12 protein-coding genes are annotated in these 14,338 nt (G+C 66.2%); 3 read left to right on the top strand and 9 right to left on the bottom strand.

The features are described from left to right. The 7 genes from ABZ293_RS36860 to ABZ293_RS36830 all read right to left on the bottom strand — a co-directional run. Positions 1-518 (bottom strand): AMP-binding protein (locus ABZ293_RS36860; RefSeq protein WP_355188452.1); only part of this gene is annotated, 518 nt, incomplete at its 3' end. A 50-nt stretch (positions 519-568) separates the two neighbouring features. Then, a complete protein-coding gene (locus ABZ293_RS36855) occupies positions 569-2,206 on the bottom strand; it encodes a cation acetate symporter (RefSeq protein ID WP_355188450.1) in 1,638 nt (545 codons plus the stop codon). Further along, positions 2,203-2,559 (bottom strand): DUF485 domain-containing protein, encoded by a 357-nt coding sequence (locus ABZ293_RS36850; protein WP_354961662.1) that lies wholly within the window; start codon positions 2,557-2,559, stop codon positions 2,203-2,205. The genes ABZ293_RS36855 and ABZ293_RS36850 overlap by 4 nt, the downstream gene beginning before the upstream one ends. 145 nt (positions 2,560-2,704) lie before the next feature. Then, complete coding sequence (locus ABZ293_RS36845; RefSeq protein ID WP_355188448.1) at positions 2,705-4,459, bottom strand: cation acetate symporter; 1,755 nt, start codon at positions 4,457-4,459, stop codon at positions 2,705-2,707. A gap of 288 nt (positions 4,460-4,747) precedes the next feature. Next, the gene (locus ABZ293_RS36840; RefSeq protein WP_355188446.1) at positions 4,748-5,116 is read right to left on the bottom strand and encodes a hypothetical protein; all 369 of its coding nucleotides are present in this window, start codon (positions 5,114-5,116) and stop codon (positions 4,748-4,750) included. Continuing rightward, positions 5,113-5,907 carry a LytTR family DNA-binding domain-containing protein gene (locus ABZ293_RS36835; protein ID WP_355188444.1) on the bottom strand — a complete coding sequence of 265 codons (795 nt, stop codon included), beginning with the start codon at positions 5,905-5,907 and terminating at the stop codon, positions 5,113-5,115. The genes ABZ293_RS36840 and ABZ293_RS36835 overlap by 4 nt, the downstream gene beginning before the upstream one ends. A gap of 101 nt (positions 5,908-6,008) precedes the next feature. Then, positions 6,009-7,217, bottom strand: a complete 1,209-nt coding sequence (locus ABZ293_RS36830; RefSeq protein WP_355188442.1) for a histidine kinase — start codon at positions 7,215-7,217, stop codon at positions 6,009-6,011. A 207-nt stretch (positions 7,218-7,424) separates the two neighbouring features. Here ABZ293_RS36830 and ABZ293_RS36825 point away from each other — a divergent pair, with 207 nt between their 5' ends. Both ABZ293_RS36825 and dnaE read left to right on the top strand, forming a co-directional pair. Continuing rightward, positions 7,425-7,823, top strand: coding sequence for a DUF3052 domain-containing protein (locus ABZ293_RS36825; RefSeq protein ID WP_355188440.1), 399 nt, complete (start codon positions 7,425-7,427; stop codon positions 7,821-7,823). Between the two features lie 215 nt (positions 7,824-8,038). Then, the gene (gene dnaE, locus ABZ293_RS36820; RefSeq protein ID WP_355188438.1) at positions 8,039-11,590 is read left to right on the top strand and encodes a DNA polymerase III subunit alpha; all 3,552 of its coding nucleotides are present in this window, start codon (positions 8,039-8,041) and stop codon (positions 11,588-11,590) included. A 54-nt stretch (positions 11,591-11,644) separates the two neighbouring features. Here the strand turns inward: dnaE and ABZ293_RS36815 are convergent, their stop codons facing one another. Both ABZ293_RS36815 and ABZ293_RS36810 read right to left on the bottom strand, forming a co-directional pair. After that, the gene (locus tag ABZ293_RS36815) at positions 11,645-11,794 is read right to left on the bottom strand and encodes a hypothetical protein (protein WP_355188436.1); all 150 of its coding nucleotides are present in this window, start codon (positions 11,792-11,794) and stop codon (positions 11,645-11,647) included. A gap of 24 nt (positions 11,795-11,818) precedes the next feature. Beyond that, entirely contained in the window at positions 11,819-12,433 is a 615-nt protein-coding gene (locus ABZ293_RS36810; RefSeq protein ID WP_355188434.1) for a class I SAM-dependent methyltransferase, read from the bottom strand. A 96-nt stretch (positions 12,434-12,529) separates the two neighbouring features. On the opposite strand from ABZ293_RS36810, the gene treZ reads away from it, so the two are divergent. Further along, positions 12,530-14,254, top strand: a complete 1,725-nt coding sequence (gene treZ / locus ABZ293_RS36805; protein WP_355188432.1) for a malto-oligosyltrehalose trehalohydrolase — start codon at positions 12,530-12,532, stop codon at positions 14,252-14,254. The last annotated feature ends 84 nt before the right edge of the window (positions 14,255-14,338 follow it).

Below are 14,338 nucleotides of genomic sequence, written 5' to 3'. Positions count from 1 at the left end.
CGCAGGGCGGTGGGGGAGAAGCCGGCGAATACCACCGAATGGGTGAGGCCCAGTCGCGCACAGGCCAGCATCGATACGATCGCCTCGGGGACCATTGGCATATAGATGGCGACCCGGTCGCCCGGCTCGAGTCCGAGTTCGGTGAGGTAGTTGGCGGCCCGGGACACCTCGGCCAGCAGCTCGGCGTAGGTGATATCGCGGGAATCGCCTGGTTCGCCCTCCCAGTGGATGGCGACCTGATCGCCGTGCCCGTCGAGTACGTGGCGGTCCACGCAGTTGTAGGCGACGTTGAGCTTGCCGTCGACGAACCACTTCGCGACGGGCGCGTCAGTCCAATCCAGGACCTGGGTCCATGGCTGATCCCAGTGCAACCGCCGAGCCTGCTCGGCCCAGAATTCCACCCGATCGGCGGCTAGGTCGTACAGCGCACGCGAAGCGTTCGCGTTCGCGGCGAATGCCGGATCCGGCGGGTAGACAGTGTCGGTGGTCGTGTCACGGTCGGTGGTTGCACTGGTCAACGTCGATCTCTCCTAGCGAAACAACAAGGGCGGCAGGCTCGGTCGGATGTTCAGTGCACGACCGCCTTTTCCGCGCCGACACCGGTCAGCGAGCGCACCTCCATCTCGGCCTGCTTCGCCGGATCCTCCGGCTTGCGCCCGCCGAGGAAGGTGCCGACCACGCCGAGTACGAAAGCCAATGGGATGGACACGATTCCGGGGTTCGACAGCGGGAACCAGTCGAAGTCCGAACCCGGGATCATCGAGGTCTTCGTCCCGGATACCGCGGGAGAGAACACGATCAGCACAATGGTCGAGATCAGGCCGCCGTACATGCTGAACAGCGCTCCCGTGGTGTTGAACCGCTTCCAGAACAGCGAAAACAGGATGGTCGGCAGATTCGCCGCCGCCGCGACCGCGAAGGCCAGCGCCACCAGGAATGCGATGTTCTGGCCATTGGCCAGGATGCCGAGACCGATGGCCAGCGCACCGATGACGACCGCGGTGATCCGCGAAACCTTGACCTGCTTGTGCTCGTCGACATTGCCCTTCTTGAGCACGCTGGCGTAGATATCGTGCGCGAACGACGCCGACGCGGTAATGGTCAGACCCGCGACGACCGCCAGGATGGTGGCGAAGGCAACCGCAGAGATGATGCCGAGCAGGATCACGCCGCCGAGTTCGAAGGCCAGTAGCGGCGCCGCCGAATTCTGCCCGCCCGCCGAGGCGAGGATGCGGTCCGGTCCGACGATGGCGGCCGCGCCATAGCCGAGCACCAGGGTGAACAGGTAGAACGCGCCGATCAGGCCGATCGCCCAAACCACCGAGCGGCGTGCCTCTTTCGCGGTCGGCACGGTGTAGAAGCGCATCAGCACATGCGGCAGACCCGCCGTGCCGAGCACCAGGGCCAGGCCGAGGGATACGAAGTTCAGCTTGGAGGTCGCGCTGCCGCCGTACTGGGCGCCGGGGGCGAGCACGTCACGGGCGGCCACGCCCTTGGACTTGGATCCGTGCACCGCATCCTGGGCCGAGCTGAGGATATCGGAGAAGTTGAAGCCGAATTTGGCGAATACCAGCACGGTCATCAGTGCCGCACCGGTAATCAGCAGCACCGCCTTGATGATCTGCACCCAAGTGGTCCCCTTCATGCCGCCGACCAGCACATAGACGATCATGAGCACGCCGACCACGGCGATCACGATGCCCTGTCCGGTCTTGTCGGAGATATCGAGCAGCAGCGCGACCAGACCGCCAGCGCCCGCCATCTGCGCCAGCAGATAGAACAGCGAGACAGCCAGCGTGGTCAGCGCGGCGGCGGTGCGGACCGGACCTTCCTTCAGGCGGAAGCTAAGCACATCGGCCATCGTGAATTTGCCGGTGTTCCTGAGCATTTCGGCGACCAGCAGCAATGCGACCAACCATGCGACCAGGAATCCGATGGAGTACAGGAATCCGTCGTAGCCGTACACCGCGATGGCGCCCGCAATGCCGAGAAAGCTTGCGGCGGAAAGGTAGTCGCCCGCGATGGCGATGCCGTTCTGCGGTCCGGAGAAGCCGCGGCCACCGGTGAAGTAATCGGCGGCGGTGCGGTTATTGCGGCTGGCGCGGATCACCACGACCATCGTGATGGCCACGAAGAGGCCGAAAATGGCGATATTCGCGGCGGGATTGCCGACCGTCGCGGCGGCGGCAAGATACTGCTGGTTCACGCCTGGCCTCCCTCGAGGTAGTTGCGGATCGACGCGGCGCGCGGATCCAGTTCCTTATTGGCGAACCGGACGTAGAGCCAGGTGATCACGAACGTCGATACGAACTGACCGAGGCCGAGCAGCAGGCCGAGATTGATGGTGCCGATGACCTTGGTGGCCATGAAATCGTGCGCGTAGGCGCCGAGCAGCACGTAGCTCAGGTACCAGACCAAGAACAGCGCTGTCATTGGAAAGACGAAGCGGCGCAACCTACTTCGCAGTTCCTGGAATTGGGGACTCGATTGCACGGCGGCGAAATCCTCGGCGCTCGGTGTACGTCGCGGGGCGACGTCATCGATGTCGGTACTGGTCATCTCGGGTCCTACCTTGTGACGTGGCTTACTACCCGCCGACCATAAGGGGACCTTCGTGAGCGAATCATGATGTGGCGTGGGTCACTCCGTGAAGGCGTCCGATTGTGCGGTGAACGGTCGGCTGGCCGCGACGAACGGTCGGCGGTCAGCTCGACCGCAGCACCCGTTCCCGGTCGGCGCCCATGCCGAGCCGCTCGGGGGCGTGCATGCGGACGAAGATGCGCCCGATCCGGCGGGCGCTCTGCCCCGGCGTCAGCTTGCTGACCAGCATCATCGCCGCGAATGCGAGTGGCACGCTGATCGCCGCGGGATAGCCGAGTATTGCGGCGAGCCAGCCGTTTGCGAGCCCATCGGAAATGCCGCCGGTCACCGATACCGCGGTCGCCCCGCCCGCGGCCAACCCGCCGACGATCAGTCCGGTCGCCGCGCCCTTCGCGGTCAGGCCGCGCCACCAGATGCCGAGCACCAGCAGCGGACACAGCGTCGAGGCGGCCACCGAGAAGGCAAGGGCGACAGTGCGGGACAGATCCAGCGATACCACGGTGAGCGAAAGGCCGAGTGGCACAGCACCGGCGAACAGCGCGGCGGCCCGGAAATCGCGAATCCGCCCGCGCAGCATATCGGTGCTGAGCACGCCCGCAATGCTGACGAGCAGTCCGGAGGAGGTGGACAGGAATGCCGCGATCGCACCCGCGGCTACCAGTGCCGCCAGCAGTTGCCCCGGTAGGCCCGCGAGTACGGAACCGGGCAGCAGCACCACTGCGGCATCGGAGGTGCCGGTGATCAGCAGTTGCGGCACATACAGCCGTGCGAAAACTCCGAGCAGAATGGGGAACAGATAGAACAGTCCGACCAGGCCGATCACCGCGAGCGCGGTGGTGCGCGCCGCCCGGCCATCCGGATTTGTATAGAAGCGCACCAGCACATGTGGAAGTCCCATGGTGCCGAGAAATGTGGCGATGATCAGCGAATAGACCTGGTAGGTGGGATGCGCGCCGCCGAATCCGCCACCGGGTGCCAGCCAGGCCGCGCCGTCGGTCGGTGCTCCGGCCACCACCGGCACGGCCGAGCCCGGCTCCAGGGTCAGTTCGGTGCCCGCCGCCAGTTCGTGTCCACCCGGCGTCAGCAGCACCGGACCGTCCACCGCGCGTCCGTCGAGCGTGCCGGTGATCGAAACCTGCTGTGGCGCATCGACGCGAACCACCACGCCGGTGCTGACATCCACCGTGGTGCGCTCGGTGACCACCGGGGGCGCCGGGGTGCCGAGTTCGCGATCGTCTGCCAGGAAGTGGCCGAGCAGCACCAGCGCCGGAATCGCCACCGCGGTCAGCTTCAACCAGTACTGGAATGCCTGCACCAGCGTGATCGACCGCATGCCGCCGCCAGCCACATTGGCGATGATGATCGCGCCGACCGCCACCGCGCCGACCCATTTCGGCACATTCAGCAGAATGTGCAATGTCAGCCCCGCGCCCTGGAACTGCGGAATGAGATACACCCCGCAGACCAGCACCACCACGACCGCCGCCAGCCTGCGCAACCGCAGCGATCCGAGCCGGAACTCCGCGAAGTCCGGCACGGTATACGCCCCGGACCGCCGCAGCGGAGCCGCGACGAACAGCAGCAGCCCGAGATATCCCGCGGTGAATCCGACCGGATACCACAGTGCGTCCGCACCGTACTTCGCGATCAGTCCGGCGACGCCGAGAAATGAAGCGGCCGAGAGGTATTCACCGGAGATCGCCGCGGCATTCCAGCGCGGTCCGACGCTGCGCGAGGCGACCAGGAAATCAGAGGTGGTGCGCGCCAGCCGGACACCGTAGACGCCGATCGCGACCGTAGCCAATGCCGCGAAGAGCAAGGCGAGCACCGTGAGTGCCGGGGCGGTCGGGGTGTTCACGGCCTGTCCCGATCGGTGCCGCGCGGTCTGGCATCCGGTCGGCAGCTCCGATGCTCGCCGGTGGGACGTGATGCTGCATGACCGCTTCTGTCGGTGTCGGCCGAGCTCCTGTCCGTCTGACTCGTCGCAGTGCCTGGAAACCCAGCCGGGCGAGGGTGAGTGAGCGGGGATGCGACGCGGCCTCTTTCGTCGCCGCGGACCGAGTTCCGGTCCATCCAACTCGTCGTAGTGCGTGGATGCCCGGCGGAGTGGAGGCGGGCGAGCGGTGGTGCGGCGCGGAACATCGATTCAGTCCTCGGCCAATTCCAGGAAGTCCTGCTCATTGCGTTCGGCCAGTCGGACGTAGAGCCGTCCGACGCCGTACAGCACCGGATACACCGCGACGCCGAGCAGCAGCCACGGCAGCCGCACCCCGAGCACGACGAACGATCCGGTCGAGCCGAGCCGGAAAAGCACCGGGAGCGAACACAAGACGAGGACCATGACCAACCCGACCCGCAAAGCCAGTCCCAGCTGGGCCCGGATCAGCCCACCGATCAGCGCCGCACCGATCTCGGTCTGCTCGACCACCTCCGTGCGGGTCCGCACGCGGCGTGCGCCGCGGCGTTCGGCGAGCACAACACGCTGGCGGGTCGGGCGCTGCTGCGGTGCGGTCACGGATTCGTCCACTGCTGGCGCGGCCCGTGCACCAGGCGCTGCTTCAGTTCGCGCACCTGTCGACGGCTGACCGGCAGTTCCACCGCCCCGGCCCGGCCATCGGCCCGCAGCCGGACCACTGTCGCATTGCCGACCGTGCGCAGCCCGATCACCAGCCGCAGCGCCACCAGATACGACCGGTGCACCCGCAGGAACCCGGCGTTCTCCCAGCGGGATTCCAAGGCCGACAACGGAATTCGCACCAGATGTGAGCCCGCGTTGGTATGCAGCCTGGCGTAGTCGCCATCCGCCTCCACCCAGCTCACGCTGGACCGGTGCACCAATGTGGTGACCCCGCCCAACTCCACCGGGATGACCTCGCTGGGATCGGCCTGCGGTTGCGCGACGGCCGGTGCGGCACCGCGCGCCCCCGCGATCCGGCGCACCGCCTCGGCCAGCCGCGCCTCGCGCAGCGGTTTCAGCAGATAGTCCACCGCACCGAGATCGAATGCCGCGATCGCCCGGTCATCGTGCGCGGTCACGAAGACCACGGCAGGCGGAGTGGCGAACTCCGAGAGGATCCCCGCCAACTCCATCCCGTCCAGCCCGGGCATATTGATATCGAGGAATACCGCATCGATCGGATGGACCCGCATCAGCCGCAGCGCACTGGTCGCGTCATTCGCGCTGTGTATCTCCCCGACGCCCGGTTGCGCGCGCAGCAAATAGACCAGCTCGTCCAGAGCTGGCTTCTCGTCGTCCACGGCGAGCACACGCAATGCGGCGGCGGACTGGTCGGTGGTCCGGGTCACAGTCGTTCCATAGTAAATGCCGCATCCGCGGCCCCGGATCGGATATCCGCACCAGGTGAAATCGGCCAGGATGGCATCGGCAGCACAGCCGGGCCGGGCGCTCAGGCCTGGATGCCCGCCCGGAATTTCGGGACGCGGAGGCTGACCTTGGTGCCCGCGCCGGGGGCGGTCTCCACGATGAGGCCGTAGTCATTGCCGAAGGCGGCGCGCAGGCGGTCGTCGACATTGGCCAGACCCACATGTGCGGATTCGCCGGAACCCGCTGGTCCGGTACCGGTTTCGATGGCATCGAGCGCGCCGGAGCGCAGCACGTCCGGATCCATCCCGATCCCGTCGTCCTCGACGCTGATCACGCAATCGGTGCCCGCATCGGCCGCGACAATGGTCACGGTGCCGCCGCGCGCCGCGCCGGCCAAACCGTGTCGAACGGCGTTCTCCACCAATGGTTGCAGCGCGAGGAACGGCAGCACGACACCGAGCACCTCGGGCGCGATCTGCAACCGCACCTCCAGCGCGTCACCGAACCGGGCGCGCTCCAGTGCCAGATAGCGCTCGATATTGCGCAGTTCGTCGGACAGGACCGTGAACTCTCCAGCGGCGCGGAAGGAATACCGGGTGAAGTCGGCGAATTCCAGGATCAGCTCGCGCGCCCGGTCCGGATCGGTTCGCACAAAGGACGCGACGGTATTGAGCGCGTTGTAGATGAAGTGCGGGCTGATCTGTGCCCGCAGCGCCCGTACCTCGGCCCGGTCGAGCCGGGCCCGCGATGCGTCCAGCTCCGCCAATTCCAGCTGTCCGCAGGCGTATCGCGCCACCTCCGCGACCGTGCCGAGCCGTCCCGGCTCCGGCTTCCCGGTGGTCACTACCCCCAATGCCCCCAAAGCCCCAGCGACCCCGGCATTTTCGATGAGCAGTGGCTGCGCGATCAGCGTGCGCCCGGCATGTTCGCCCCGACCGGGCCCCGAAACCAGCACCGGCCGCTCGGTCGCCACCGCCCGCCGGGCCGCGTCGGCGAAGGGTTCGGCCAGATCCGAATGCGGCCCGTCCCACGCCAGCAGCGTGCCGTCGGCATCGGCCACCCCCAGCGCATCGGCCCCAGTGAGCGCCCGCAGATGCGGTGCGGCGTCCTGGGCGGACCGGTCGGTCAACCCCTGCCGCAACGGCCGCGCGGCCAGCGACGCCGTATGCAGCGCGGTGTACACCGCCCGCTCGGCCGGAGTCGTCACCATCCGCCGGGTTCGCGACCAGATCAGCAGCGCGCCGACGATCAACACCGCACCGGCGACGACCGCAATGACGGCGGTCGTCATCGCGGACCCATCGAACGCGTCTGTCGCTGCCAGCTCATCGCCCGATTATCGTCGTGACCGTTCGCGGAATGTGCAGATCTTTTCCGTGACCTGCGGGATTGCTCCGGCAGGGTTGGCCAAGAAACAGCTCCGAACCAAATGCTGGGGCAACAGTGCAGATCGTCGATTCGTGGGGCCGGGGTTCGGGTGCCGGATACAGTCTTGCCCGTGACCGCGGGCTACTCCGGGACTCCTATGGCCAAGAAGATCGGTATCAAACCCGGTCACCGGGTGGTGCTATGTCATGCCCCAGCGGGCTGGCGCATTCCCGATCTGCCACCGGATATCGTGATCGCCACCGACGATCCGGAGGGCGCGGACGTCGTCCTCGCGTTCTATCGCGAACATGGCGACCTGGCGGCCGAGGCACCGCAACTCGCCGCCGGGCTGACGCCGGGCGCGATGCTGTGGATCGCTTGGCCGCGCAAGGCGGGCGGGTGCGTCAGCGATATCGCCGAGAACGATCTGCGCGAGTTGCTGATCCCCATCGGCGTCGTCGATGTGAAGGTGGCCGCGCTCGACAACGATTGGTCCGGTTTGAAATTCGTCTGGCGCAAGCGCACATGATCGCGGGCTCGCGTAGTGTCGAGCGATCCGCGGATCACCCCACTGTCGCGGAAATCGGACAGCCGTAATAGTGGGTCGCCAGACGCGCCGGTGATCTTCACCACCGACACGCCGGGCACCTGCGTGAGCCCGGCGCGGCAGGTCTGAACTCGTCGGTGGGGACCCCTAGAATCGCTACACCAACCCCCGTCGAGACCTTGGGAGGAAGGACCGTCTTGGCCGCCTCGTCCGGATCGTTCGTTCACCTGCACAATCACACCGAGTACTCCATGCTCGATGGTGCGGCCAAAATCTCTCCGCTCTTCGCCGAGGCAAAACGGCTGGGAATGAACGCGGTCGGCATGACCGACCACGGCAATATGTACGGCGCCTCGGAGTTCTACAACTCCGCCAAGAAGGCCGATATCAAGCCGATCATTGGGATCGAGGCCTACATCGCACCGGGTTCCCGGTTCGACACCAAGCGCGTGCAGTGGGGTGATCCGAGCCAGAAGGGTGACGATGTCTCCGGTTCCGGTGCGTACACGCACATGACCATGGTCGCGGAGAACGCGACCGGCCTGCACAACCTGTTCAAGCTGTCCTCGCTCGCCTCGCTGGAGGGCCAGCTCGGCAAGTGGGCGCGCATGGACGAGGAGATCATTGCCGAGCACGCCGCGGGCATCATCGCCACCACCGGCTGCCCATCGGGCGAGGTGCAGACCCGCCTGCGCCTCGGCCACGACCGCGAGGCCCTGGAGGCGGCGGCCAAATGGCAGGAGATCTTCGGGCCGGACAATTTCTTCCTGGAGATCATGGACCACGGGCTGTCCATCGAGCGCCGGGTCCGTGAGGGACTGCTCGAGATCGGCAAAAAGCTCGGGATCCGGCCGCTGGCCACCAACGACTGCCACTACGTCACCAAGGACGCCTCGACCAACCACGAGGCGCTGTTGTGCATCCAGACCGGTAAAACCCTCAGCGATCCAACGCGTTTCAAGTTCGACGGGGACGGCTACTACCTGAAGTCCGCGGAGGAGATGCGGGCGATCTGGGATATGGAGGTGCCCGGCGCCTGCGATTCGACCCTCCTGATCGCCGAGCGGGTGCAGTCCTACGACGAGGTGTGGCAGCACCGCGACCGGATGCCGATCTTCCCGGTGCCGGAGGGCCACGACCAGGCCAGCTGGCTGCGCCGCGAGGTCGACCTCGGGCTGCAGCGCCGTTTCCCGGACGGCGCGCCCCAGGAATATCTGGACCGGGCCCAGTACGAGATCGGCGTCATCCTGGAGATGGGCTTCCCGGCCTACTTCCTCGTCGTCGGCGACCTGATCAACCACGCGCGCGACGTCGGCATTCGCGTCGGTCCCGGCCGTGGTTCCGCGGCCGGTTCGCTGGTCGCCTACGCGCTGGGCATCACCAATATCGACCCGATTCCGCACGGTCTGCTCTTCGAGCGCTTCCTCAATCCGGAGCGCGTCTCGATGCCCGATATCGATATCGACTTCGACGATCGCCGTCGCGGTGAGATGGTCCGCTACGCAAGTGAGAAGTGGGGCACCGACCGGGTCGCCCAGGTCATCACCTTCGGCACCATCAAGACCAAGGCCGCCATCAAGGACTCGGCGCGAGTGCTGTTCGGCCAGCCCGGTTTCGCCATTGCCGACCAGATCACCAAGGCGCTGCCGCCGCCGATCATGGCCAAGGACATCTCGGTCTCCGGCATCACCGATCCGGAGCACGAGCGGTACAAGGAGGCCGCCGAGGTCCGCGAGCTCATCGGCAGCAATCCGGATGTCGCGAAGATCTACGAGACCGCGCGCGGCCTCGAGGGGCTGATCCGCAACGCGGGTGTGCACGCCTGCGCGGTCATCATGTCCTGCGATCCGCTCACCGACGCCATCCCGGTGTGGAAGCGGCCCCAGGACGGTGCGCTGATCACCGGCTGGGACTATCCGTCATGTGAGGCCATCGGCCTGCTCAAGATGGACTTCCTCGGTCTGCGCAACCTGACGGTGATCGGTGACGCGCTGGAGAACATCCAGGCCAACCGCGGCATCGATCTCGATATGGACCGGTTGCCGCTGGACGATCAGCGCACCTACGAATTGCTTTCGCGCGGTGACACTCTCGGCGTATTCCAGCTCGATGGTGGACCCATGCGCGATCTGCTGCGCCGCATGCAGCCGACCGCGTTCGAGGACATCGTCGCCGTCGGCGCGCTGTACCGCCCCGGCCCGATGGGCATGAACGCGCACAACGACTACGCCGACCGCAAGAACGACCGGCAAGAGGTCAAGCCGATCCATCCAGAGCTGGAGGAGCCGCTCAAGGAGATTCTCGGCGAGACCTACGGTCTGATCGTCTACCAAGAGCAGATCATGCACGTCGCGCAGAAGGTGGCCGGATACTCGCTCGGCCGAGCCGATATTCTGCGCCGCGCGATGGGTAAGAAGAAGGCCGAGGTGCTGGCCGCGGAGTTCGAGGGCTTCGAGGCGGGCATGCAGGCGAGCGGCTTCTCCAAGCCCGCGATCAAGGCGCTGTGGGACACCATCCTGCCGTTCGCCGGTTACGCGTTCAACAAATCGCACGCCGCCGCCTACGGCCTGATCTCCTACTGGACCGCCTATCTCAAGGCGAACTATCCCGCCGAATATATGGCGGCCCTGCTCACCTCCGTCGGTGACGATAAGGACAAGGCCGCGGTCTATCTGTCCGATTGCCGCCGCCTCGGCATCACCGTGCTGCCGCCGGATGTCAATGAATCCGAGCTGAACTTCGCCTCGGTGGGCAAGGACATCCGGTTCGGTCTCGGCGCGGTGCGCAATGTCGGCGCAAACGTCGTCACCTCGATCCTCCAGGCGCGCAAGGACAAGTCGAAGTTCACCGACTTCTCCGACTATCTGAACAAGATCGACGCCATTGCCTGCACCAAGAAGGTCACCGAATCCCTCATCAAGGCAGGCGGATTCGATTCGCTCGGACATCCGCGCAAGGGTCTGCTGCTGATCCACTCCGATGCCATCGATGCGGTGATGTCCACTAAGAAGGCCGAGGCAATCGGCCAGTTCGACCTGTTCGGCGGGCTGGACGATGGCGACGACTCGGTGGCCTCGGTCTTCAATGTCAAGGTGCCCGACGATGAGTGGGAGACCAAGCACAAGCTGGCGCTCGAGCGCGAAATGCTCGGCCTGTACGTGTCGGGGCATCCGCTCAACGGCGTCGAACATGTGCTCGCGGCACAGGCGGATACGCCGATTCCGGCCATTCTCGAGGGCGATATCAAGGACGGCGCCCAGGTGACCATCGGCGGCATCCTCGCCTCGGTCAACCGCCGCATCAATAAGAACGGCCTGGCCTGGGCCTCGGCGCAGATCGAGGATCTGACCGGTGGTATCGAGGTGCTGTTCTTCCCGCAGGCCTATTCGGTGTACGGCGCGGATGTGGTGGAGGATGCGGTCGTCCTGGTGAAGGCCAGGGTGTCGGTGCGTGACGATCGAATCTCATTGATCGCCAACGATCTCGCCGTCCCCGACCTGTCCTCGATCGGTGTGGCCAAGCCGCTCGCGGTGGTCATGCCGACGCGCCTGTGCACACCCGACAAGATCGGCGAACTCAAGCGCATCCTGTCGAGACATCCGGGCACCGCCGACGTCCACATCCGCCATGTGGGCGCCCGCGACAATACGTCGCTGTGGAAATTGGCCGACAGCCTGCGCGTTTCGCCGTCCTCGGCGCTGATGGGCGACCTCAAGGCCCTGCTCGGCCCCGGCTGCCTCGCGGGTTAGCTCACACCTGTAACAGCCGAATGCCCGGGCCCGCGTGCAGGGTTCGGGCATGCGTCATCGAGAGGTGTTGCGGCGGTTCGTGTTCAGGCGCTGATTTCGGCCCTCCGCGATGCCGGTCGTGCGGGCCAGTAGCGCGCCGAAGTAGGCGAAGGTGACCAGTGGTGCGCCGGCGGAGAGCGCGATCGTGCTCGAGGCTCCGGCCACTGCATCGAGGGAGAGGCGGTTGGGCTACGGCGAGACCGCCACACCCAACGAGAGTGCGGCGATGAACTTGGCTCCGTCGGCGTAGAACTCGTCGAGGTCGCGGATCTCGAATCCGGCATCCTCGACTATGCCGCGGATATTCCGGTCGAGATTGCAGCCGCCCGCAATGGCCTTCTGGATCGGATTCAGCCGGTGCTGCCACACCTGGACGCTCGGATTCGGGGCCAGCCCGTGTTCGACGAAGTGCAGGGTTCCGCCGGGGACGAGCACCCGGCGCACCTCGGCCAGCGCGGCCGCGATATCCGGAATCGTGCACATCGTCCAGGTGGAGAGGGCGGAGTCGAAGCTCTTATTGGCAAACGGCAACGATTGGCCGTCGAGTCCGGCGCGTTCGACCGGCACGGTGGCCTTCGCGAGCCGCTTGCCCGCCAGTTGCCACCCGAGGTCAGCGGGTTCGACCGCGCTGACCGACTCGACGCTTGCCGGATAGAACGGGATATTCAGCCCGGAACCGAAGCCGATCTCCATCACCCGCCCGTGCAGTCCGGCGCAGGCGCGCTTGCGCTGCGGATTGTTGAATTTGGCTCCGCAGGCCAGATTCACCAGGCGCGGTACGACCTGATCGCTGTAGATTCCCACTCCTTCACTGTGTCAGGGGGTCGCGGCGCCGGCAATGGTCAGCTGTGCGGCCGATGTCAGCGGGCCGCACGGCGGGCGGCATGCGATGCTGGCTCGGTGACGTTGTTCGAGGTGTGGGCCCCGCGACCGGAACGGGTGCGGGTCGAGGTCGACGGCAGCGTGCATCCGATGACGAGGTCCGCCGACAGCTGGTGGCGGGCCGAGATCCCCGCCGGGTCCGGCGCGCGCTACGGCTACCTGCTCGACGACGATCCGACCGTCCTGCCGGATCCGCGCTCGGCCAGACAGCCCGACGGCGTGCACGGCCGCTCGGCGGTGCACACTCTCGATCCGGCCGGGTGGACCGATGCGGGCTGGACCGGCCGCCCGCTGGCGGGCGCGATCGTCTACGAACTGCATCTGGGCACCTTCACCCCCGATGGCACCTTCGACGCCGCCATCGAACGCCTCGACCACCTCGTCGAACTCGGTGTCACCATGGTCGAGTTGATGCCGGTCAATGCCTTCGACGGCATCCACAACTGGGGCTACGACGGCGTGCTCTGGTATGCGGTGCACGAGCCCTATGGCGGCCCGGATGGGTTGCAGCGCTTCGTGAACGCCTGTCACACAAGGGGTTTGGCGGTCGCACTCGATGTCGTCTATAACCATCTCGGCCCGTCCGGCAACTACCTGCCCCGCTTTGCGCCCTATCTGACCGAGGGCCGCAACACTTGGGGGCAGAGTCTCAATCTGGATGGACCGGCCTCGGATCCGGTGCGCCGCTTCATTATCGATAACGCACTGCGCTGGCTGCGCGACTTCCACATCGATGCACTGCGGCTGGATGCGGTGCACGCGCTGGTCGACCGCACCGCGACCCACATACTGGCCGAGCTGGCCACCGAGACCGAATGCCTTGCCGCACACGTGCGCAGGCCGCTGTCGCTGATCGCGGAGAGCGACCTCAATGATCCACGACTCATCACCCCGCGTGCGGCGGGCGGCTACGGGCTGACCGGCCAGTGGAACGACGACCTGCACCACGCCGTGCATACGGCGGTCTCGGGTGAACGCCAGGGCTACTATGCCGATTTCGGCACGCTGCGCTGTCTGGCACACACATTGACGCACGGCTTCTTCCACGCTGGAACGTATTCCAGCTTCCGCGGCCGAATCCACGGCCGCCCCATCGATACCCGGCTGGTCCCGGCGAGTGCGCTATTGGCCTACACCTGCACCCACGATCAGATCGGCAACCGCGCGCTCGGAGACCGCCCGAGCGCCTATCTCACCGACGGCCAGCTCGCGATCAAGGCCGCCCTTGTGCTGTTCTCGGCGTACACGCCCATGCTGTTCATGGGAGAGGAATGGGGCGCGCGCACCCCGTTCCAGTACTTCACCTCGCACACCGATCCGGTGCTCGGGGCGGCCACCGCGCGCGGGCGCAAGGCCGAATTCGCCGAACATGGCTGGGACACCGACGAAGTACCGGACCCGCAGGACCCCGAAACGTTCCTGCGTTCGAAGCTCGACTGGTCCGAGCCGGCGCGGGATCGGCATGCTCGGCTAGTTTCCTGCTATCGAAAGCTGATCGATTTGCGGCGCGAACGAGCCGAGATCACCGACCCATGGCTGACCCGCGTATCCGTCGACTATGACGAGAACGCCCGCTGGATCGCGGTCCGCCGCGGCCCGTTGACCTTGCTGTGCAATTTCGCCGAAGACCAGGTCACCGTGCCCATTGCCGGTTATTCCCTGTTGTCGTGGGAGCCGGCGACCGAAGGCATTGCCGCGACGGAGATTCCGGGCCACTCGTTCGCGATACTCGAGACCGGATAGCGAAACCCCGTGCCCGCAGTGCGATTACCGGAAAATCGCTGAATTAACTGTCCGAGACAGGATCATTGCCGAGGCCGTTCGGCG

The organism is Nocardia sp. NPDC005998, assembly GCF_040614395.1.
In the GTDB taxonomy this organism is placed as follows: Bacteria; Actinomycetota; Actinomycetes; order Mycobacteriales; family Mycobacteriaceae; genus Nocardia.
The sequence above is the reverse complement of the archived record's forward strand: the minus strand, read 5'-3'. Positions and strand labels throughout refer to the sequence as shown.

Excerpts from the sequence above, each read along its gene's own strand:
- ABZ293_RS36850 (WP_354961662.1), bottom strand. The coding sequence starts at position 2,559 with ATGACCAGTACCGACATCGATGACGTCGCCCCGCGACGTACACCGAGC.
- ABZ293_RS36830 (WP_355188442.1), bottom strand. The coding sequence starts at position 7,217 with ATGACGACCGCCGTCATTGCGGTCGTCGCCGGTGCGGTGTTGATCGTC.